This window comes from Stakelama flava (assembly GCF_019351405.1).
Lineage (GTDB): Bacteria > Pseudomonadota > Alphaproteobacteria > Sphingomonadales > Sphingomonadaceae > Sphingomonas > Sphingomonas flava_A.
On sequence record NZ_JAHWZX010000015.1, the window covers coordinates 20,476 to 40,680 of the forward strand.

Annotated in this window: 17 protein-coding genes and 1 pseudogene; 6 read left to right on the forward strand and 12 right to left on the reverse strand. The window is 64.7% G+C overall.

The window, feature by feature from the left end:
• Nucleotides 1-34: 34 nt before the first annotated feature.
• The 4 genes from KY084_RS13770 to KY084_RS13785 are packed head-to-tail and all read right to left on the reverse strand — an operon-like array spanning nt 35 to nt 4,668.
• The gene (locus tag KY084_RS13770; protein ID WP_219239060.1) at nt 35-496 is read right to left on the reverse strand and encodes a hypothetical protein; all 462 of its coding nucleotides are present in this window, start codon (nt 494-496) and stop codon (nt 35-37) included.
• Entirely contained in the window at nt 493-1,971 is a 1,479-nt protein-coding gene (locus KY084_RS13775; RefSeq protein ID WP_219239061.1) for a phytoene desaturase, read from the reverse strand. Before KY084_RS13775 ends, KY084_RS13770 begins: the two co-directional genes overlap by 4 nt.
• A complete protein-coding gene (crtY, locus tag KY084_RS13780; protein WP_219239062.1) occupies nt 1,968-3,131 on the reverse strand; it encodes a lycopene beta-cyclase CrtY in 1,164 nt (387 codons plus the stop codon). The genes KY084_RS13775 and crtY overlap by 4 nt, the downstream gene beginning before the upstream one ends.
• A 46-nt stretch (nt 3,132-3,177) precedes the next feature.
• Nucleotides 3,178-4,668 carry a LytTR family DNA-binding domain-containing protein gene (locus KY084_RS13785; RefSeq protein WP_219239063.1) on the reverse strand — a complete coding sequence of 497 codons (1,491 nt, stop codon included), beginning with the start codon at nt 4,666-4,668 and terminating at the stop codon, nt 3,178-3,180.
• A gap of 139 nt (nt 4,669-4,807) precedes the next feature.
• Here KY084_RS13785 and KY084_RS13790 point away from each other — a divergent pair, with 139 nt between their 5' ends.
• The 3 genes and pseudogenes from KY084_RS13790 to KY084_RS16715 all read left to right on the forward strand — a co-directional run bounded on the left by KY084_RS13790 (nt 4,808) and on the right by KY084_RS16715 (nt 7,069).
• Entirely contained in the window at nt 4,808-6,262 is a 1,455-nt protein-coding gene (locus KY084_RS13790) for an alpha/beta fold hydrolase (protein WP_219239064.1), read from the forward strand.
• Nucleotides 6,263-6,362: 100 nt separating this feature from the next.
• A pseudogene (locus KY084_RS16615) lies at nt 6,363-6,809 on the forward strand (SDR family NAD(P)-dependent oxidoreductase); the annotation flags it as partial.
• A 125-nt stretch (nt 6,810-6,934) separates the two neighbouring features.
• Complete coding sequence (locus KY084_RS16715) at nt 6,935-7,069, forward strand: SDR family oxidoreductase (RefSeq protein WP_343228027.1); 135 nt, start codon at nt 6,935-6,937, stop codon at nt 7,067-7,069.
• Between the two features lie 101 nt (nt 7,070-7,170).
• On the opposite strand, the gene KY084_RS13800 is transcribed toward KY084_RS16715, so the two are convergent.
• Both KY084_RS13800 and KY084_RS13805 read right to left on the reverse strand, forming a co-directional pair.
• Entirely contained in the window at nt 7,171-8,751 is a 1,581-nt protein-coding gene (locus KY084_RS13800) for a lysine--tRNA ligase (protein ID WP_219239065.1), read from the reverse strand.
• 116 nt (nt 8,752-8,867) lie between these two features.
• Nucleotides 8,868-11,273, reverse strand: coding sequence for a TonB-dependent receptor plug domain-containing protein (locus KY084_RS13805; protein ID WP_246587161.1), 2,406 nt, complete (start codon nt 11,271-11,273; stop codon nt 8,868-8,870).
• Nucleotides 11,274-11,558: 285 nt separating this feature from the next.
• Between KY084_RS13805 and KY084_RS13810 the strand changes: the two genes are divergently transcribed.
• Nucleotides 11,559-14,270, forward strand: coding sequence for an ATP-dependent DNA helicase (locus tag KY084_RS13810; RefSeq protein ID WP_219239066.1), 2,712 nt, complete (start codon nt 11,559-11,561; stop codon nt 14,268-14,270).
• Nucleotides 14,271-14,279: 9 nt separating this feature from the next.
• Nucleotides 14,280-14,822 carry a SixA phosphatase family protein gene (locus tag KY084_RS13815; RefSeq protein WP_219239067.1) on the forward strand — a complete coding sequence of 181 codons (543 nt, stop codon included), beginning with the start codon at nt 14,280-14,282 and terminating at the stop codon, nt 14,820-14,822.
• 62 nt (nt 14,823-14,884) lie between these two features.
• On the opposite strand, the gene KY084_RS13820 is transcribed toward KY084_RS13815, so the two are convergent.
• The 5 genes from KY084_RS13820 to rpmF form a co-directional block, all read right to left on the reverse strand.
• On the reverse strand, nt 14,885-15,253 hold the full coding sequence (locus KY084_RS13820) for a MerR family transcriptional regulator (RefSeq protein WP_425516742.1): 369 nt from the start codon (nt 15,251-15,253) through the stop codon (nt 14,885-14,887).
• A 2-nt stretch (nt 15,254-15,255) separates the two neighbouring features.
• Nucleotides 15,256-15,555 carry an integration host factor subunit alpha gene (locus KY084_RS13825; protein WP_219239068.1) on the reverse strand — a complete coding sequence of 100 codons (300 nt, stop codon included), beginning with the start codon at nt 15,553-15,555 and terminating at the stop codon, nt 15,256-15,258.
• A 95-nt stretch (nt 15,556-15,650) separates the two neighbouring features.
• Nucleotides 15,651-16,610, reverse strand: coding sequence for a beta-ketoacyl-ACP synthase III (locus tag KY084_RS13830; protein WP_219239069.1), 960 nt, complete (start codon nt 16,608-16,610; stop codon nt 15,651-15,653).
• Nucleotides 16,607-17,635 (reverse strand): phosphate acyltransferase PlsX, encoded by a 1,029-nt coding sequence (gene plsX / locus KY084_RS13835; protein ID WP_219239070.1) that lies wholly within the window; start codon nt 17,633-17,635, stop codon nt 16,607-16,609. Before plsX ends, KY084_RS13830 begins: the two co-directional genes overlap by 4 nt.
• Before the next feature lie 30 nt (nt 17,636-17,665).
• Nucleotides 17,666-17,845 (reverse strand): 50S ribosomal protein L32, encoded by a 180-nt coding sequence (gene rpmF / locus KY084_RS13840; RefSeq protein WP_219239071.1) that lies wholly within the window; start codon nt 17,843-17,845, stop codon nt 17,666-17,668.
• Between the two features lie 249 nt (nt 17,846-18,094).
• Here rpmF and KY084_RS13845 point away from each other — a divergent pair, with 249 nt between their 5' ends.
• Nucleotides 18,095-18,520 (forward strand): MAPEG family protein, encoded by a 426-nt coding sequence (locus KY084_RS13845; protein ID WP_219239072.1) that lies wholly within the window; start codon nt 18,095-18,097, stop codon nt 18,518-18,520.
• 11 nt (nt 18,521-18,531) lie between these two features.
• Here KY084_RS13845 and KY084_RS13850 read toward each other — a convergent pair whose 3' ends face one another.
• The gene (locus KY084_RS13850) at nt 18,532-20,136 is read right to left on the reverse strand and encodes an FAD-dependent monooxygenase (RefSeq protein ID WP_219239073.1); all 1,605 of its coding nucleotides are present in this window, start codon (nt 20,134-20,136) and stop codon (nt 18,532-18,534) included.
• Nucleotides 20,137-20,205 lie beyond the last annotated feature (69 nt).

Consider the following 20,205-nt stretch of genomic DNA (forward strand, 5'->3'; position numbering starts at 1 on the left):
TAGGCCAAACAGCCACATTGGGCAACGGCTTCGCCTACGAAACCCAATTTGTACGAGGTTTGCCGTCTTCAACCCAGACGCCGTCAGCATTCTTACGATAGCGAAACGTCAATCCCTGCCCACACAATCCTCGACATTCATACGTGACCGATATCGTCGCCAAGTTCGTTCCAGGCTTAATCTCGGGCGGAGCGATCTGGTACACGCCGATATGATCACCATCGAGCGATTGCGGCCCATGCTGCGAAGCCCTCGCCAGCGTTTCGGCATCGGCGATCTTCAACCCCTGGGGGAGGTTCTGGCGCAGGTCAGGACATCGATCGAACAGCGACGGGGTCGGGCGCTCGGGGTTCAGGAGAGCGGGGCCGTTCCCGCTGTCGGCCGGGATAGCGATATCGTGCAGCAGCGCCTTGCCAATGGCGCATACCGCATCGGCCCGCACCGGTGATGCAATGGCAGCCGGCGAAAACGTCACGATCGCGATGGCGGCGATCACTGTTGTTTCTCCAGCATCAACGCGGCGGTCGCCTTCGCGCTTCCCACTACGCCGGGAATCCCCGCACCGGGATGCGTGCCCGCCCCGACCAGATAGAAGTTCGGGATGTGGTCGTCGCGGTTATGCGCCCGGAAATAGGCGCTTTGCGTCAGGATCGGTTCCAGCGAGAAAGCGCTGCCCAGATGCGCGTTCAGATCAGCTGCGAAATCGGGCGGGGCATAGCTGAATTTGGTGACGATGCGGTCGTGAATGCCGGGGATCAGCCGGCGGCCGACCTCATCCAGGATGCGCTTTTCCAGGATCGGCGCGATCCGGTCCCAATCCGCGGGAAACTTGCCCATGTGCGGCACGGGGGCGAGCGCATAGAAGGTCGAACACCCCTCCGGCGCCATCGCCGGATCGGTCGCGGTGGGATGGTGCAGGTAGAGCGAGAAGTCCTCGGCCAGCACGCCATGATCGTAAATGTCGCTGAGCAGTCCCTTATACCGCGGACCGAACAGGATCATGTGATGCGGAATACCGGGCCAGCGCCCGCGTATCCCGAAATGCACAACGAACAGCGAAGGAGAAAATCGTTTCTTCTCAAGTCCTTTCAACGTCCGCTGCGCGCTGCGCGATCCGGTCAGCAGGTCGCGATAGCTGTGGACGATATCGGCATTCGACGCGACCGCGTCGACATCGATATGCAGCCCGCTTTTCGTCGTCACCCCCGTAACCCGGTCGCCCAGCGTGACGATATCGACCGCCGGGTCGTTCAGGCGCAGCGTGCCGCCCAGCCGTTCGAACAGCGCCACCATGCCCTTCACCAGCTGGTTGGTGCCGCCTTGCGCGAACCACACGCCGCCGTCGCGCTCCAGCTTGTGGATCAGCGCATAGATCGCGCTGGTCGTCATCGGGTTGCCGCCGACCAGCAGCGTGTGGAAACTGAGCGCCTGACGCAGTTTCTCGTTCTTCACGAATTTCGACACCATGGCATAGACCGAACGCCACGCCTGATATTTGGCCAGCGCGGGCGCCGCCTTCACCATGGAAGCGAAGTCGGGAAAGGCGACATGCCCCAGCTTTTCATAGCCTTCGCGATAAACCCCGGCCGAATAGTCGAGAAACTGGCGATATCCCTGAATATCGGCCGGATCCAGCGCGCCGATCTCCTTCATCAGAACGCTGTCGTCGTTGGTATAGTCGAAATTGGTGCCGTCGGGCCAGTTCAGCCGGTAAAAGGGATCGATCGGGAGCAGCGTGACATCGCGGTCCATGTCGTCGCCCGACAATTCCCACAATTCGCGCAGCGCCTCAGGCGCGGTGATGACGGTGGGTCCGGCATCGAAGGTGAAGCCTTCGCGCCGCCAGTGATAGGCGCGCCCGCCGGGCTGGTCGCGGCCTTCCAGCACGGTGGTGTCCACCCCCGCCGATTGCAGGCGGATGGCAAGTGCCAGACCACCGAACCCGGCCCCGATCACTGCTGCGCTGTTCATCGCCTGCTTCCCCTGATTGCATCGATCGCCTTGCCGATCGGCACCGGCGGCTTGCCCGTCAGCACCCGCGCCTGATCGAACAGCGTCGCCTGTCCGGCATAGAAGCGCGCGATGAGGTCCGCGTCCAGCCGGTAGAAGCGTTCGAGCACCCGATAGCGCTCGCCCGGCTCCGCCGCGCGGAACAGCATCCGCGCCAGGATGCGGTAAAAGCCGCGCGCTTTCCAGGTCCGTCTGGCAAGGCCGTACAGCGCATCGTGAAGCGCCCCCCCCGACAGGTCGGTCATCCCCGCCACCATCGCCGCCGCGCGAACCGCGTCGGGCAGCGAATAGCCGGTGAGCGGGTGGAACAGCCCCGCGCGCATCCCCGCCTTGGCCACCCGGTGCCCGCCGCTTTTCCAATATCCTTCGAAATCGCCGTCCATCGTCACTGGCAGCGCGCCCGCCTCTGTCCGGATCAGCTGCTGGTATGACCATCCCCGGCCCAGCGCATATTCGCCGATCCGCCTGCCGATCACGTTGCGATCGATATCTGGGGTGTCGGAATAATAGGTGTCTTCGATGAACATGCGTGTGGCGGCGAAGGGCAGGCAATATACGAAGCGGTATCCGTCATGCTGATCGACCGTCGCATCCATGATGACCGGGCGCGGCAGATCGTGCGCGTCCTCCAGCTCCAGTTCCAGCCCGACGAATTTCTGCCACCCGCAATCGAGCAGCGAAAGATCGCCCGCGCCGCGGCAATCGATCACGCCTTTCGCCTCGATTCGGTCGCCCTCGCCCAGCACCACGGTACGCGCGCTCGCCCCCAATACCTTGGCGTGGAACATGATTTCGTGCCGGTACAGCCGTTCGCGCACCACTTGGTCCAGCCGGTCGCTGTCGATCGAATAATATCCCTGTTTCAGGGTGCGCGAATGATTGGGGAAATGAACGTCATATCCTGTCCAGCCGTGACTGATCAGCGGCGCGACCAGCCAGCGATCGGCATCGCCGATATCGCTGGCGAAGAAGGACCACAAATGGTTGCCGCCGATGCGGCCGGTCGATTCGATCAGGCGAAGGTTGATGTCCGGCCGCTTCTTTTTCAGCGCAAGCGCGATCAGCGCGCCGGAAAGCCCCCCGCCGACGATCGCAACATCACAGGTATGGCGTTCGGGCATGGCGAAGCGCCTAGCCGATAGCGCGAGTCCCGGAAAGAGCGGAACGTCAACGGGTCAGCGCGCTTCTGACACGTGGCATCACGCGGCGGCTCACCGGCACGCTGTCGCCGTTTTCCAGCGCCAGCATTCCGGTGCCCGTTGCATCGCGCGTCAGCGACGACACCCGGCCGCTATGCACGATATGCGAACGGTGGACGCGCAGGAACGTCGCGGGAAGCGATCGTTCGAGCTGGTTCAGCGTGCCGCCGTGCAACAGCGTTGCCCCGCCGTCCAGCACCAGTTCGACATAATCCCCCGCCGCGCGGCAATGGACGATGCTTTCGGCGGGAACGAAATCGGCCCGCCCGGTCGCGATCACCGGGATACGCGTCGGCTCGGTTCGCTGGCACGCCTGGGCGAGCGCGGCTTCCAGCCGCTCGGCGCGCGCGGTCTGGCTGATCCGCAGATCTTCTTCGGCAACCAGCGCAAGCGCCTGGCGCACGAAAAGAAAGCCGAGCAGCGCGGCAACCGCGAAATAGAAATAGCGGTCGAGAAAGGCGAGCGGCCCCAATACGATCAGCGTCGCGAAAATCGCCAACGCCGCCAGATGTGCCGCAGCCCCCGGCCTGCGTTGCAACGTCCAGCGGGTCAGCGCGACGATTCCGGCCGCCACCGGCACCAGCACCGCCATGGCGGTCTTCCCGTCATATCCCGGCGTGATAATCGCGATGGCCAGCGTCGCCGCGATCGTGACCGCCACCGCAATTCGTGGCCTTGCGCCGTCGAACCGCCGCCACAGATAGGCGAAAAGCGCACCGCCGAACCCCAGCGAGCAAGCGAGGATGACGATCAGCCGGACATCGTGCAGCGGATAGGCATATCCGAAAAGGCCGCGCGACACCTCGGCCAGAAGCTGCCCGGCCGCGAAAACCGCCATCGCTGTCAGCAGCACCGAACCGCCTTTATCGCGGCCCCGCAGCGTCATCGCACCAAAATACAGCGCGGCGGCGACAAACGCGCCGAACGTGACGAGCGCGGGCCAGTATCCGGCCAGTGCCAGATGCCGGGGCGGTTCATACGGCGCGACGCCGATCCAGTGTACCGGCCGGTCGAGGTGCAGGAAACCGTGCATCCCGGACATGCGTATGGCGATCCGATTCTTCCCGGCATGCACGACCGATGGCGGCACGAAGAATACCGCATCCATCTGGCCCGCGCGCTCGGTCGTCGCGCTTACCCCCGGTTTGCCGTTATCGCCCAGCTTGCGACCATTCCACCACACGCTGCTCGCCATCTTGCCCGAAAGATACAGGCCGATCGGCCCGGAACGGGCTTCGCGCGGCAGGACAATGCTTCCCGTGATCCACAAGGCCCGCCCCTGCGGATCGATCGATTCGATGCGCGTGGCGCGGCACGTCTCTTGGTCGATGGCGGCTGGCGTTTCGGCTCGCGCATCGGCGCACAGGCGAAGCTGCGCTGCATCGACGGAAAAGGGCTGCGCCGCGGCGGGCGCGGCAAGACAGGCGAGCAACAGAATGATCAGCAGGCGCATCGGCATCGTGCATCGTCATAGCCGTTTCGCAGCGCAAATGCCCCGCCGTTCACGGAAGCGGCACGACCGTTCACCGGAAAGCGCGTGAATAGGTGGTGCGGGCGACACATCTCCGGCTGTCAGTCCCGGTTATGGAGATCGTTGAATGCCCCTTTTCCGTCGCTCGTTCCTTGTCGCGCTCGCGCTGATCCTCGCACCGGCCGGCGCGCGTGCGCAAGGGACGGACGAGCGTCCGATCACCTTCGAAACGATCGACCATCACAGCGTTGCGGCGTTTGAAGGCACATTCGCCGTTCCTGAAAATCGCGCCGATCCGGACAGCCGAACCCTCACGCTGCATTATGTCCGCTTTCCCGCGACCAGCGACAGGCCGGGCGCGCCCATCGTGTATCTGGCGGGCGGTCCCGGCGGATCGGGGATAAACACCGCAAAAGGCGACCGGTTCGCCCTGTTCATGGCGCTGCGCCGGTTCGGCGACGTCATCGCCCTTGATCAGCGCGGAACGGGCGCTTCGAACGATGTGCCCGAATGCGTGTCGCACATCGCCGTTCCCGACGACCATTCGGTGGGCGAGGCGGAACTGACCGGCTATTACCGCAAGGCAACGGCAGAGTGCGCCGCTTTCTGGCGAGACCGGGGTGTCGATCCGCTCGGCTACACCACCGCACAAAGCGTCGCGGACCTTGATGCGCTGCGCCGCCATCTCGGCGTAGACAGGATCACGCTCTGGGGCATTTCCTACGGCACGCATCTGGCGCTCGCCGCGATGCGGGAAATGGCCGGTCATCTCGACCGGGTAATCCTCGCCAGCGCCGAAGGGCTGTCGCAAACCGTGAAGCTGCCCGCGCGCACAGATGCCTATTTTTCCCGGCTTCAGGCGGCGATCAACACCGTGCCTGCGGCAAAAGCCCTTTATCCCGATATCGCGGCGCTGATCCGGCGGGTGAACGCCCGCCTGCGCGATCATCCGCAAACGCTTCATCTGTCGCAAAAGGATGGCGGCGTTTCCGACGTCGTTCTCAACGCCGATTCGATGCAGCGAATGGCCGCGGCGATGATCGCCGATCCGGGCAGCGCGGCGGCCATGCTCGCGCTGTACCGGTCGATCGATGCCGGCGAATTCGGCCCCGTCACCATGGTTGTGGCGCGCTATTTTCATTCGGGCGGCCCCATCCGCCTCGACGCGATGCCGCTCGTCATGGACATCGCTTCGGGCATTGACGACGACCGCCTTGCGCTGGTCGATGCGCAGGCCAGACACGCGCTTCTCGGCCGTTACCTAAATTTTCCGATGCCGCAGCTTAACGGCGCACTTCCCGGTGCCGATCTCGGCCCGGCCTTTCGCAAACCGCCCGAAAGCGACGTTCGGACGCTGCTCCTTACCGGCACGCTCGACGGACGCACCTATCCCGACGCGCATCGGGCGGCGACGTCGGGCCTTACCCATGTCGATCATGTCACCATCGTCAATGCCGGACACAATCTGTTCATGGTGTCGCCGGAAGTGACGAACACCATCACCGACTGGATGGCCGGGGGCGATGTCGACGGCCGTCGGATCACCATCGCGCTGCCCGATTTCGTGAACCCGATGCCGTAAATGCACGTTGTCGCGCTTTCCAGAAGAATGGGAGAGCGGGATGAAAACAGCCATCGTTACCGGCGGCGCTCAGGGAATCGGGCGCGGGATCGTCGATCACATGCTGGGCGAAGGGTGGCGTGTCGCGGCGCTCGATCTGGACGAAGAGGCGCTGGACGATCTCGCCGCGACCTATCTCGGTCAGCCGTTGCTGGCCCGCAAATGCAATGTGGGCGATGAAGCATCGGTGGCGGGCGCGTTCGAAGCGATTGACGCGTGGCAGGAAAAGGCCGGGGAGGACGGCATCGACCTGCTCGCCAGTAATGCCGGGATCGCGCAGGCGCATAGCGGGCCGATCGAGGACCTCTCGCTTGCCGACTGGCGCAAATGGCAGGACGCGCACCTGACGGGAGGATTCCTCATGACCCGCTCGGCGGTGCCGCTGCTACGCAGGCGCCGGGGCGCGATCGTCTTCACCGCCTCGACCCGCGCGGTGCAGTCCGAACCGGACAGCGAAGCCTATGCCGCGGCAAAGGGCGGGCTGCTCGCGCTTACCCATGCGCTCGCGATCAGCCTTGGCCCCGACATCCGCGTGAACGCCGTGCTTCCCGGCTGGATCGAAACGGGCCGTGGCAGAAGCCCGCTGCGCGCAGCCGCCCCGATCATCGCGATATCGACCGTGACCAGCACCCGGTGGGGCGCATCGGCATTCCCGAAGACATCGCCGCGACGGTCGCCTTTCTGGCGAGCGAAGCCGCCGGTTTCATCACCGGACAGCATATCGCGGTCGATGGCGGCATGACTCGAAAGATGATTTACGCAGGCTAAGGGCCTGGCTTGCGACAGCGCAGCTCCATCCCGACCCGCTGGATCAGATCAGACTAAAATGGCCGGTGTCACAGGACATGCCTTCCCGGCCATCGGACCTGTCAGGCTTTCGCAAGCGCCTCCGCGATCAGCTTGCGACTGTTTTCGATGCCGTACAGCGCGATGAAGCTGCCCATACGAGGACCGGCCGACGAGCCGAGCAGCGTTTCGTACAGCGCGCGGAACCAGTCGCGCAGCGTTTCGAAACCGCCGGTCTTGCCGATCTCGTACACCGCGTTCTGAATGTCCTCGGCAGCGGCGTCGGCGGGCATGTCGGCGAGCACCGCATCCAGCCGCCGCAGCGCATCGATTTCGACACCCTCGGGCGCGCGACGCTGTAGCGTTGGGGCAACGAAATCGCGATTATAGGCGAGCGCATAGCCGATCAGATCGTCAAGCGCGGGATAGTTTTCGGGCGTAGCGTTATCGACATAATTGCCGAGATAGCCCCAGACCTGATCCTTGTCGGTGTCAGCGCCCATCACGCCGACCAGATTGAGCAGCAGCCCGAAGGTGACGGGCAGTGTTTCGGACGGTGGCGGACCGTTATGGATGTGGTGAACGGGGTTGCCGAGCCGCTTGTCGACCGCCTGATCGGCGTAATTGCCGCGGAACTGCCAATATTCGTCGACCGCACGCGGGATGACGCCCATGTGCAGCGCCTTCGCCTTTTTGGGTTCGCGATAAATGTAGAAGGCGAGGCTCTCGTCCGGGCCATAGGTCAGCCATTCGTCGAGGCTGAGGCCATTGCCCTTCGACTTCGAGATTTTCTCGCCCTTTTCATCAAGGAACATCTCGTAATTAAAGCCCTCGGGCGGGCGGCCGCCCAGAACGCGCGCGATCTTGCTCGACTGCGTCACCGAATCGATCAGGTCCTTGCCCGCCATTTCGTAATCGACGCCAAGCGCGACCCAGCGCATCGCCCAGTCGACCTTCCATTGCAGCTTGGATTTACCGCCGAGCACGCTTTGTTCGATACGCTCACCCTCGTCCTGGAAGGCGATGATACCGGCATCGGCATCGACCACTTCAACCGGCACCTGAAGTACGATGCCGCTTTTCGGGCTGACGGGCAGGACTGGCGAATAGGTCGCCTGCCGTTCCTTGCGCAGCGTCGGCAGCATGACGTCCATGATCCCATCGAAATTGCGCAGCACGTTTTTCAGTGCATCGTCGAACCGGCCGCTTTCATAATAGTCGGTCGAGGAGGCGAATTCATATTCGAAGCCGAAACGATCGAGAAATTCGCGCAGGCGCGCATTATTGTGCGCGGCGAAGGAATCGTATTTTTCGAACGGATCGGGGATGCGGGTGAGCGGCTTGCCCAGATGTTCGGCCAGCATGTCCTTGTTGGGCACATTGTCGGGCACCTTGCGAAGCCCATCCATATCGTCGCTGAACGCGATCAGGCGCGTGGGAATGTCCGACAGCGTTTCAAAGGCGCGGCGGACCATGGTGGTGCGCAATACTTCGTTGAACGTGCCGATATGCGGCAGGCCCGACGGACCATAGCCGGTTTCGAACAGGACATGCCCTTTTTCCGGCGCACCGCCGCGATAGCGTTTGAGGAGCTTGCGCGCCTCTTCATAGGGCCAGGCCTTGGCGGTGAGCGCCGCGTTTCGCAGTTCGGTCGTGCTGTTCATGATGCGACAGCCTGTGCCGTGTGTGCGGCGCAAGCGCAATGCCCGGCGCGCCTGTCAGGCGAAATGGATCGGTGGGACCGGCCAGCGATTCAGTGCCTGCCGGCCCCGCCCCTCTCCTACCAGTCGAGGCCGGCCTTTACGTAAAGGCGGCGGCCGTTGAAGCCGAACGGCGAATAGAAGGGGAAGGATACCACGCCGGTCGAGCTGTACCCGGCGGGCGAAGCGTCGGGATAAACATCGAAGATATTGTCCGCACCCAGGCCGAAATGGAACTGGTCGGCGACGGTGAAACGCGCTTCGATATCGGTCACGAATTTCTTGCCGGTGTGAAGGTCGCTCGCCTCGGTCGAACCCGGTTCGTTGACATCGCCATAATAGACACCGCGCACGGTCAGGCCGAAATCGCCGAGCGTCCAGTCGACGCTTCCGGTGATCTTCGTGGCGGGCGTACCGTCTTCGATCGATACGATGCGCTGGCGGCTGACCAGCGTCGGCGCGGGATCGAGCGTCGAAGTGGTTTCGGGTATGCTGCGCACATCCAGATCGTTGTAATTGCCCGCCAGCGTGAAAGCGAACGCACCGAAATTGTCGGTCGGCAGCCGGTAATTGGCGACGACATCGATGCCGCGGGTGCGAAGCTTCACCCCGTTGAGGAAGAAGCGCGCGCGCTGAACCCCCTGCGCGGTGAGCGTGTTGTAGATATCGGGATAATCGTCGGCGAGCGCCGAGACGGTGATGTTTTCCGACAAAGCCAGGCCGTTGCGCAGATCGATTTCATAGGCATCGGTGGTCAGGTTGAAATTGCCGCTGCGGAAAACGAAACCCGCCGAATAGTTGGTTGATTTTTCGGGTTCGAGCGCTTCGCCGCCCAGTGCCTGCGCCGTGGCGCTGACCGACGGGAAGGTGCCGGTAAGAACGACATTGCCGTCATCGATGATCGACGCGATTGAGGTATAATATTGCTGTTGCAGCGAAGGCGCGCGAAAGCCCGTCTGAATCCCGCCGCGCAGCGCGAAGCTGGGCGACAGGTCCCAGCGCGCCGACAGCTTTCCGTTCGCGGTCGTGCCGAAATCGGAATAATGTTCGACACGGCCCGCCGCGCCGACGCTGACCGGGCCGAAGCGCCCTTCCAGATCGAGATAGCCGCTGACATTGTCGCGATGCACATCAACTTCGTTGTCGGGGCTGAACCCGCCGAACCCCTGCGCGCCCGCCGAGGCATCAAGCGGCCCTTGCGCATAGGAAAGATATTCGCCCGCGCGAATCTGATACCCCTCACGCCGATATTCGGCGCCCGCGGCGACTGTCACATCGCCGCCGCCAAACGCATAGTCATGGCTGAGGTCGAGATTGGCGACGAACTGGTCATAGATATTCGCGCCGTCGTAAAAACTGGTCGGCGAATCGGCGCCGAAGCTGGCATTGATGCTGTGGATCGTCGAAAAATCGATCTTGTTGCGGCCATAAGAGGCGGTGAGGCTTGCGTCCCAGCCGCCGACCGCGCCCTTCACCCCGCCGGTGATCGTGTAATCTTTCGAAACCGACTGAATCAGCGGAAGGAAGCCGTCGGGATAGACCGACAGGACATTGCCCGAATTGCTCGGGTTGCGCGGGAAGGCCGCCGATTGCGTGCGGCGATATTGATAGCCGCCCCAGCCGACCAGTTCCCAGCCGCTGTCGCCCAGCGGAACCCCCAGATTGGCGTAGGTCGTGTGCTGGCGCACATCGGGATCGCCATAGCGCGAACGCACCTTCGCCGGAGCATCGCGGGTATCGAGATCGCCGCGGCTGGTGGGTTCGCGGTTCATCCATTCGGTGGTGAGATCAAGATAGCCTTCATCGCCGATCGGCAGGTTCTGCCACAGCGACGCGGTGAGCGTGCCGCCATCGGTTTCGTCGCGCGGATCAAGCTGCGCCGGAACATGGGTGGCATAACCGCCAAAGTTGACCGACGCGCCGCCGCCGGTGCGCTCCTGTCGCAGGCGAAGGTTCACAACGCCCGCGATCGCGTCCGATCCGTAGAGCGCAGAGGCGCCGTCGCGAAGCACTTCGATGCTTTGCAGCGCGCTGGTCGGAATGGTGTTGAGATCGACCGCGGCCGCACCGCGCCCCACCGATCCGTTGACGTTGAGCAGCGCCGAGGGATGCGCGCGAACCCCGTTGATCAGTACCAGCGTCTGATCGGGCGAAAGGCCGCGCAGCGTCGCCGGACGGATCGCGTCGGTCGCGTCGGTGACGGCGGGGCGCGGAAAGTCGATCGAAGGCGCAACGGTGGCAAGCGCCGCGGCGGTTTCGGTCGTCCCCTGCCGTTGCAGCGCTTCGTTCGACAGCACATCGACGGGCGAAATCGCGTCGAGCCGGGTGCGCCCCTCTGCACGGGTGCCGGTGACGATGATGTCCTGCCCCGCCTGATCCGATTGGGTCTGATCGGCCGGGGCCTGATCGCTGTCCTGCGCGAATGCCGGTTGCGCGATCATCGCGGCCATGGCGCAGCCGCCGAGCAGTACAGTCATCAAACGCATCGTCACTTCCCCTGAACGTAGAAGGGGCGAGCATCGCCCGCCCCCCGGACGGCAACCCGTCCATGCAAAAATGCACCTTCTCCCGCGCCCCGTATCTTCGTACGGTTGCAGGACAGATTATTTCGTAAATTGCGCCGAGATGACAGGGATAAGTCGGCAGCGAGTCGGTTCTGTTACCGAATATGGCAATTATGCCACGCTTCGCCGTAGCGAAAGCGGGGCGGAGCGCGACGAAGGCGACCGGCGGCGGTTGCCAATCTGTTCCGGGTCCGCGACAAGGGCCGGGTGACCGCCGCCCTTCCCCATCCCGCGCTGCATGCAAGCTATTCGGGCGTGTGGCTCGCGACGCCTGGCGGGGAGACGCGGGCGCTGTCGCGCGGCGAGGCGATCCGCATGGCCGCCGATACGCCGCTGATCCTGATGAACGCGCCACTGATCGCGCAGCGGCTGGGCTATGGCGAGTTGTCGGGGCTGGACATCCTCGAACTGTTCGCCTTCCTTCACCCCGCGCAATTCATGGTGCCAACGCCCAAGGGGCTGGCGCGGGTGACCGGGCTGGACACGCCGCAAAGCGAGGCCGATGTGGCGGGCTTCCTGCGCGAAGCGACGGCAAGGCTGCTGGCGACGCCCGACGATCCCGACTGGGCCGAACGCGAGGGGGCGTGGACATGCGCGCAATCGTTGGCGCGGCTGCGCTGGCCTTGGGCGCCGCTGGTCGCGCCGCGCCTGATAAGGCCGGAGCGCGCCGAGCGCTGGCTGTTTTCGAAATTGCCCGAATGGGAGGAAGGCGCAGCGCGGCCTTCACCCCGAACGGTGACGATCACCGGCGCCGATGTCGAGGCGCGGCTCGACCGGCTGACCGGGGCGGGTGCGGAACGGCGCACTGGTCAGCGCGGCTATGCGGTCGCCGCGGGCCACGCATTTGCGCCGCGCGACATGCGCGATTCGCCCAATCTGGTGCTGGCCGAGGCGGGGACCGGGATCGGCAAGACGCTGGGCTATCTCGCCCCCGCTTCGCTGTGGTCCGACGCCGCCGGGGGCGCGGTATGGGTGTCGACCTTCACCAAGGCGCTGCAACGCCAGCTGGGACATGAGACCCGGCGACTGTTCCCCGACGCCGCGGAACGCAAGCGGCGGGTGGTGACTCGCAAGGGCCGCGAAAACTATCTCTGCCTGCTGAATCTGGAGGATGCGCTACAAGGCGGATTTGCCGGTCGCGCGGCGATCCTGGCGCAACTTGTCGCGCGCTGGGCCGCGTATAGCAGCGATGGCGACATGGTCGGCGGCGACCTGCCCGGATGGCTGCCGACGCTGTTCCGCCGCAACGGATCGACCGCGCTGACCGACCGGCGCGGCGAGTGCATCTATGCCGGGTGCCCGCATTACCGCAAATGCTTCATCGAACGCGCAGCGCGGGCAAGTGCCGAGGCCGATATCGTCATCGCCAATCACGCGCTGGTAATGGTCAATGCCGCGCGCGGGCGCGAAAGCGACAGCCGCCCGACACGCTATGTCTTTGACGAAGGCCATCACCTGTTCGACGCGGCCGATGCGATGTTCGCCGCCGCGCTGACCGGGCAGGAGGGAATCGAACTTCGCCGCTGGGTGACCGGACCCGAACGCGGCAGCCGGGGACGCCGACGGGGCCTTGCCGCGCGATTGTCCGATGTCGCCAGCTATGACGAACAGGGCGGACGCGCGATCAGCCAGGCGGTGGACGCGGCCATGGCGCTGCCTTCCGACGGCTGGCTGCAACGGCTGGCCGAGGGCGAACCGTTCGGGCCGATCGAAACGCTGCTCGCCGCCGTGCGGGGCCTGACCTATGCACGTGATACCAAGGGCAGCGATGCGGGATACGGGCTGGAGACCGAGCTGGCCGAACCGTCGGCCGAACTGGTCGAGGCGGCGGGACCGGCGGGCGAAGCGCTCGACTCGCTGGTCCGCCCCATGGTCGCACTGGGACGGCGGCTGGAGGCGGTGCTCGCCGAAGCGCCCGACTGGATGGACGGCCCGGCGCGCGCACGGATCGAGGGCGCGATCGCCTCGCTTGGCTGGCGTACCGAAACGGTTGGGGCGTGGCTGGCGCTGATCGCCCGGATCGGGGGACCGGCAGACCCCGATTTCGTCGACTGGCTGGCGGTCGGCCGGATGGAGGGGCGCGAATATGATATCGGGCTGCACCGCCACTGGCTGGACCCCAGCCGCCCCTTTGCCAAAACGGTGCTGGAACCCGCGCACGGCGCGCTCGTCACCTCCGCCACACTGCGCGCGGGCGGCGACTGGGCGGTGGCCGAAGCGCGCAGCGGCGCGAACCACCTGATGCGCGGTCCCAGCCATTTCGAGGCGGTCAGCCCGTTCGATTACGCCAACCAGGCCGAAGTGGTGATCGTAACCGATGTGAAGCGCGGGGATTTGTCCGCGCTCGCCAATGCCTATGGCCGGCTGATCGTGGCAAGCGAGGGCGGCGCGCTGGGCCTGTTCACCGCGATCCGTCGGCTGCGCGGAGTGCATGCGCGGATCGCCGACCGGCTGGCGCGCGAAGGGTTGCCGCTATACGCGCAGCATGTCGATCCGATCGACACCGGCACGCTGGTCGACATCTTCCGCGACGATCCGCGCGCATCGTTGATGGGCACCGACGCGCTTCGCGACGGGGTGGACGTGCCGGGCGATTCGCTGCGCATGGTGGTGATGGAGGGCGTGCCCTGGCCCAAGCCGACGGTGCTGCACGCCGCGCGCCGTGTTGCCGAGGGCGGGCGCGAATATGACGATCGTATAGTGCGCGCGAAACTCGCCCAGGCATTTGGCAGGCTGATCCGCCGCGCCGACGATCGCGGGCTGTTCATCCTGCTGAGTGCGGCGATGCCGTCACGACTGCTGACCGCCTTTCCCGAAGGCACACCGGTAACGCGAATGACTCTGGACGAAGCGGTGGCGCGCGCGCAACGTCTTCCATCGCGAGCGCCCTTGTTGCATGAGGCACGCGAACAAGCCTGACGGAGCGCCATGAAGACGCTGATCCTGCTGCGCCACGCCAAATCGAGCTGGGACGATACCGTCTCACGCGATTTCGATCGCCCGCTGAACGCCAAGGGAGAGCGTGCCGCCGCGACGATGGGGCGCAAGCTTAAATCGCTGGGGCTGTCGTTCGACCTGCTGGTCGCGTCACCCGCGCGCCGCGTCGAACAGACGCTCGATCATTTCGCGCGCGGGCTTGGCCGCACCATCGCGCCGCAATGGGACCGCCGCCTGTACCTCGCATCCGAAGCGACGCTGATCGATGTGGCGCGCGAACTGTCCGATGCGCACGATTGTGTGCTGATGGCAGGGCATAATCCGGGGCTGGAGGAACTGGTGTTGGCGCTGGTGCCCGATAGCCCGGATAATCCGCTGCGCGAGGCGGTAGAGATCAAATATCCCACCGCCAGCATCGTCGCGCTACGGTTCGATGTCGCGCGCTGGGCGGACATTGGCGAGGGGCAGGCGCGGCTGCTGCATTTTGTACGTCCGCGCGATGTCGATCCCGCGCTTGGGCCGGATCGCGACTGAGCGCGGCGGCTCTTGCCGTCACCGGAAATATCCGTCGGCCGTCCCGGCGGATCGGATCCGTTTTACCGCGAATCAGCAGCCAGCGCGTCAGCAAGCGCATCGCGTATCGCGCGCAACGACTGGCCGGGCATATCCTGATCGGCGGGCGTTTCTCGGCGCGCGGACGCCTTTGCCTTGCCCTCCTGCGCAAACAGGCGCTGGACGCCCGCAATGGTATAGCCTTCGCGGTTGAGCAGCGAATCGATGCGGCGGACCAGCGCGACATCCTCCGCACGGTAATAGCGGCGCTGACCGGCGCGCTTCACCGGCCGCAATTGCGGAAAACGGCTTTCCCAATAGCGCAGGCGGTGCTGCGGCAGATCAAGCTCGCGCGATACTTCGCCGATGGTGCGAAAGGCGCCGCTCGCTTTTTCGCCCGGCGGCTGCGCCACAATCAGTCGGCTTCAACGATCCGGTCGCGCAGCATCTGGCTGGCGCGGAAGGTGAGCACACGGCGCGGCGCGATCGGCACCTCAACGCCCGTTTTCGGGTTGCGGCCGATGCGTTCGCCCTTGTCACGCAGGATGAAGCTGCCGAAACCGGAAATCTTCACGTTATCGCCGCGGGAAAGCGATTCGCACATATGGGTAAGAATATCTTCGACGAATCGCGCCGAATCCGCACGCGATAGACCGACCTTTGTATGGATCGATTCGGCCAGATCGGCCCGTGTCAGTGTCTCGCCAGCCGCCATGCGTCTTTTCTCCCAGACATTCGCCCCGCCCGGTCCCATTAACATATTGTCCGAGTGGCGCAATCCCGGGCTTTTGCGGGAAGTCCCGAAGCGGGTCAGTAGCGGACCACCGCCGCACCCCATGTAAAGCCGCCGCCCATCGCTTCAAGCACTAGGATGTTGCCGCGCTGTATCCGCCCGTCGCGAACCGCGACGTCCAGCGCGAGCGGCACCGAAGCGGCGGAGGTGTTCGCGTGCTGATCAACGGTGACGATCACGCGTTCGCCCTCCAGTTCCAGCTTGCGCGCCGTGGCGTCCAGAATACGGGCATTCGCCTGATGCGGGACGACCCAGTCGACATCGCCGGACGAAAGCCCCGCCATGTCGAGCGTTTCGCGCATCACCGCGGAAAGGTTCGTGACCGCATGGCGGAACACCTCGCGCCCGCGCATGCGCAACTTGCCCACCGTGCCGGTGGTCGACGGACCGCCATCGACATAGAGCAATTCGTTGTGCCGTCCATCGGCATGAAGGCGGCTGGCAAGGATCCCCGCCTCCCCTTCACGCGCTTCGAGCACCACCGCGCCTGCGCCGTCACCGAACAGGACGCAGGTCGCGCGATCCTCCCAGTCGAGGATGCGGCTGAACGTTTCGGCGCCGATCACCAGCGCGCGGTTCGCCGCGCCGCTGGAAAGCATGCTGTCGGCGACGTGAAGCGCGTACAGAAATCCCGAACACACCGCCGCGACGTCGAACGCGACGCAATCGTCGATGCCGAGCGCGGCCTGAACCCGCGTCGCGGTGGCGGGGAAGGTCTGATCCGGCGTTGCGGTAGCAAGCACGATCAGGTCGATGTTTTCGGCGGCGATCCCGGCCGAGGCGATCGCCGCCTTTGCCGCATCGGTGGCAAGCGTGCCAGTGGTTTCGTCCGGCCCGGCGATATGGCGAAAGCGGATGCCGGTGCGTTCGACGATCCATTCGTCGCTGGTGTCGACGCTTTGCGCCAGTTCGGCGTTGGACACGCGGCGCGCGGGCAGCGCCGAGCCGGTTCCGGCGATTACCGAACGGCGGGTCACGCGGCCTCCGCTTCGAAATTTTCAAGGTCGTCGGTGATCCGGCGGGTGAGATCGTCGCGCACCATCTTTGCGGCAAGGCCGATCGCGGTCGAAACCCCGATTTCGTTCGCGCCGCCGTGGCTTTTGACCACCAGCCCGTTCAGGCCCAGAAACACCGCGCCATTATGGTTGTTGGGATCGAGATGGTCGCGAAGCAGTTCGGTCGCCGGTCGAGAGATCAGGAAACCCAGCTTCGAACGGACCGAACTGGAAAAGGCGCGCTTGAGCAGATCGGCGACGAAGCGCGCGGTCCCCTCGGCGGTCTTGAGCGCGATATTGCCCGAAAAGCCGTCGCACACCACGACATCGACTTCGCCGCGCGATATCCGGTCGCCCTCGATATAGCCGCTGAAATCGAGCGGCAAATGGCTTGCCGCACGCAGTTGCGCCGCCGCGTCGCGCACCTTGTCGGTGCCCTTTTGCTCTTCGGTCCCGATGTTGAGCAGCGCGACACGCGGCGCGGCAAGATCGAGCGCGGTTCGCGCATAGGCCGCGCCCATCACCGCGAACTGCACCAGATTGCGCGTGTCGCATTCGGCATTGGCGCCAAGGTCGAGCATCACCAGATCGGTTCCAAGGCTGGGCAGCAGCGCGGCGAGTGCCGGCCTGTCGATCCCCGGCATCGTGCGCAGCGACAGCTTCGACATCGCCATCAGCGCGCCGGTATTGCCCGATGAAACCGCCGCCGCCGCCCTGCCCTGCTTCACCAGATCGATGGCGATCCCCATCGACGTGGTGCGCGCGCGGCGGATCGCCTGGCTGGGCCTGGCGTCGGAGGAAACGATTTCGGGCGCATGCACCACTTCGGACGCGGCAGACAGGCCGGGATGACGGTCCAGCCCGGCGCGAATCGCGGCCTCGTCACCGACAAGGAAAAATTCAGTACCTTCGAACCGGCGGCGCGCACGCGCCACTCCGGCGAGCATCACGGCCAGTCCCTCGTCGCCGCCCATCGCATCGACGGCGATTCGGGAGCTGGAAGTCATGCGGTACCTGTCCAGTATCCTGTCGGGCTTTTAGCCTTCGATGGCCACGATCTCACGGCCGTTATAAAAGCCGCAAGCGTTGCACATGTGATGCGGGCGCTTCAGTTCGCCACAATTGGGGCATTCCTGAAACGATTCGACCTTCAGCGAATCGTGGGAACGGCGCATGCCGCGCTTGGACGGCGACGTTTTTCTTTTAGGGACGGCCATTTCGGCACCTTCTAGCAAATCAATTCATGAACGATCGGGGTCGCGATACGCCCCGCGCGCGGATGAGGCAAGCGGCGGACGGTCCAGCCGCTCGGCAGCCGGCGGCCGGGCAAGTCACGAAGCGAGCGAGCGCCTATAGCGATTTTCGCCCGCGTTGCAAGCGCGTGCGCGCCGTGGCAGGGCGAACGCGCCACGCATTGCATCGGGCGATGCGCAGGGCAACTGCCTTACCGGGGATATTAGATGGGAATGACGATCAGCCTTGTCACCGCCGGCGCCTGTGCGCTGATCAATCTGTGGCTTGCCTTTCGCATCGGCCGAATTCGCCGCGCGCACGGCATCTATGTCGGCGATGGCGGCAATGACGTGCTGGCGCGCCGGATGCGGTCGCAGGCCAATTTCGTCGAATATGCGCCCTTCGTGCTGATCCTCATCGCGCTGATCGAATATGTCTCCGGATCGAGCGTGCTGTTGTGGATCGCCGCGGCGGCGTTCATCGCGGCGCGCATTGCCCATCCGTTCGGAATGGACGGATGGATCCCCGGCCGGATGGCGGGCACGCTGGTAACGTTCCTGTTGCTGCTCGCGCTGGGACTCTACGCGGTCAGCCTGCCGTTCACGCATGGCAATCCGATTCCCGCCGATGGCGTGACCAGTCCGCCGCCCAGCGCCTGATCGCGCAATCGCTACAGGCGCTGTAAGAAGTCGGTCGCGGCGGCGATGTCCAGCGTATCGCTGCGCCAGGCGACATAGCCATCGGGGCGAACAAGAATGGTCGCCCGACCATCGCCCGCTGCAACGCCGTACCGATCGAACACCTCGCCGCTCTCGATACGGTCAACGCCCTCGCGCAGGCCACCGGCCTGACGTGTGAGGAGATGGGGTTCGACACCCGTCCCGCGCAGCGTGGAAAACCGGTCGAGCATTGCGCGCGCTTCGTTCGCCGCAAGCGGTTCGCGCGAAAGCACAAGCAGGTGAAAGCGATAGCCGCACAGAAGGTCGAACAGGTCGCGATGCCGCGAAAGCTGTGCGTCGGGCGCGCGCATTCCCGCCCCCGCCGCCACCGTGCGACCGGCCGGATAGGCGATATCGATCTGCGCGAATTTTCGGAACGCCGCGCTCTGCACCGCGGCAAGACCAGAAGCGGGGCCGAGAATCGCCGGGGCCAGAAGATCGCGCAACTGCGCGCGCCATCCGCTCTGCCCCGCTGCAACGGCGAATAGTCGGTCGGTAAAGCGCAGCACCTCCCGCGCGACCGGCAGGCGTTCGCTCTCATAGCTGTCGAGCAGCGCATCGTCGGCGTTCCCGCGCAAAACCGCCGCCAGTTTCCATGCAAGGTTCGCCGCGTCCTGAAGTCCGGTATTCATCCCCTGCCCGCCAGCGGGCGAATGGATATGCGCGGCGTCGCCCGCTACGAAAACGCGCCCGGCACGATAGCGATCGACCGCGCGATGATGAGTGCGAAAACGGGTCAGCCAGACGGGATCATGCAGGCGCACCGGCTGGCACGTCGCTTCGGCAAAGGCCGCCTGCAATTCGTCCAGCGGCAGCGGTTCGGGTCGCACCGGATCACCGCCACCACCAGCGCGCAAATCGGTCGTCATTACCCGCGACAGCCCCGTGCCGTGCAACGGAAAGAACAGCCCGATCCGTTCGCCGTGCATGAAAATCCGGAAACGCCCGTGATCGAGCGGCCAGTCGAGTTGAACGTCGCCGAGCAGGAAGGTCTGCGGATAGCGCGCGCCGTCGAAATCGAGGTTTAGCGATTCGCGTACGATGCTGTGCGCGCCGTCCGCACCGAGCACATAGCGGGCGGCAATGCGCACCGCTGATCCGTCCGCGCGCTTGCCGGTGGCAAGCACTCCGTCCTCGTCCTGCGCCAAACCTGTGATTTCTATCCCGCGATCGATGGCGAGGCCGGTTTCGCCGAGCGAATCGATCAGCACCGATTCGGTTTCCGACTGCGGAACCATCAGGATGAAGCGATACGGCGTGTCGCGCGCCTCCACCCGGTCATAGTCCAGTCCCCCGACCCACTTTCCCGACACGAAGAAATCGATACCGCTGGTGATCGCGCCGCGTTCGATCAGCCGATCGACAAGCCCCAGCGCGGCGAACAGTTCTAGCGAGCGAGCCGACACCGCGAAGGCACGCGATTCGCGCGATTGTTCGGCACGCAGATCGACAATGCGAACATCGACCCCGCATCGGTTCAGCAGGTTCGCCGCCATAAGGCCGGTGGGACCGGCGCCGATGACGAGCACTTCGCAATTGATATCCGCATGATCCATCGAATCGTTCCTTTCCTTCACTCGAACTAAAATGACCCGTTGGTCACTTTAGTCAACTGAAAGGTGACC

What these genes read in the sequence shown, in the direction of transcription:
- KY084_RS13775 (WP_219239061.1), bottom strand. Translation starts at nt 1,971, where the DNA reads ATGAACAGCGCAGCAGTGATCGGGGCCGGGTTCGGTGGTCTGGCACTT.
- crtY (WP_219239062.1), bottom strand. Translation starts at nt 3,131, where the DNA reads ATGCCCGAACGCCATACCTGTGATGTTGCGATCGTCGGCGGGGGGCTT.
- KY084_RS13785 (WP_219239063.1), bottom strand. Translation starts at nt 4,668, where the DNA reads ATGCCGATGCGCCTGCTGATCATTCTGTTGCTCGCCTGTCTTGCCGCG.
- KY084_RS13790 (WP_219239064.1), top strand. Translation starts at nt 4,808, where the DNA reads ATGCCCCTTTTCCGTCGCTCGTTCCTTGTCGCGCTCGCGCTGATCCTC.
- KY084_RS13800 (WP_219239065.1), bottom strand. Translation starts at nt 8,751, where the DNA reads ATGAACAGCACGACCGAACTGCGAAACGCGGCGCTCACCGCCAAGGCC.
- KY084_RS13805 (WP_246587161.1), bottom strand. Translation starts at nt 11,273, where the DNA reads ATGCGTTTGATGACTGTACTGCTCGGCGGCTGCGCCATGGCCGCGATG.
- KY084_RS13815 (WP_219239067.1), top strand. Translation starts at nt 14,280, where the DNA reads ATGAAGACGCTGATCCTGCTGCGCCACGCCAAATCGAGCTGGGACGAT.
- KY084_RS13825 (WP_219239068.1), bottom strand. Translation starts at nt 15,555, where the DNA reads ATGGCGGCTGGCGAGACACTGACACGGGCCGATCTGGCCGAATCGATC.
- plsX (WP_219239070.1), bottom strand. Translation starts at nt 17,635, where the DNA reads ATGACTTCCAGCTCCCGAATCGCCGTCGATGCGATGGGCGGCGACGAG.
- rpmF (WP_219239071.1), bottom strand. Translation starts at nt 17,845, where the DNA reads ATGGCCGTCCCTAAAAGAAAAACGTCGCCGTCCAAGCGCGGCATGCGC.
- KY084_RS13845 (WP_219239072.1), top strand. Translation starts at nt 18,095, where the DNA reads ATGACGATCAGCCTTGTCACCGCCGGCGCCTGTGCGCTGATCAATCTG.
- KY084_RS13850 (WP_219239073.1), bottom strand. Translation starts at nt 20,136, where the DNA reads ATGGATCATGCGGATATCAATTGCGAAGTGCTCGTCATCGGCGCCGGT.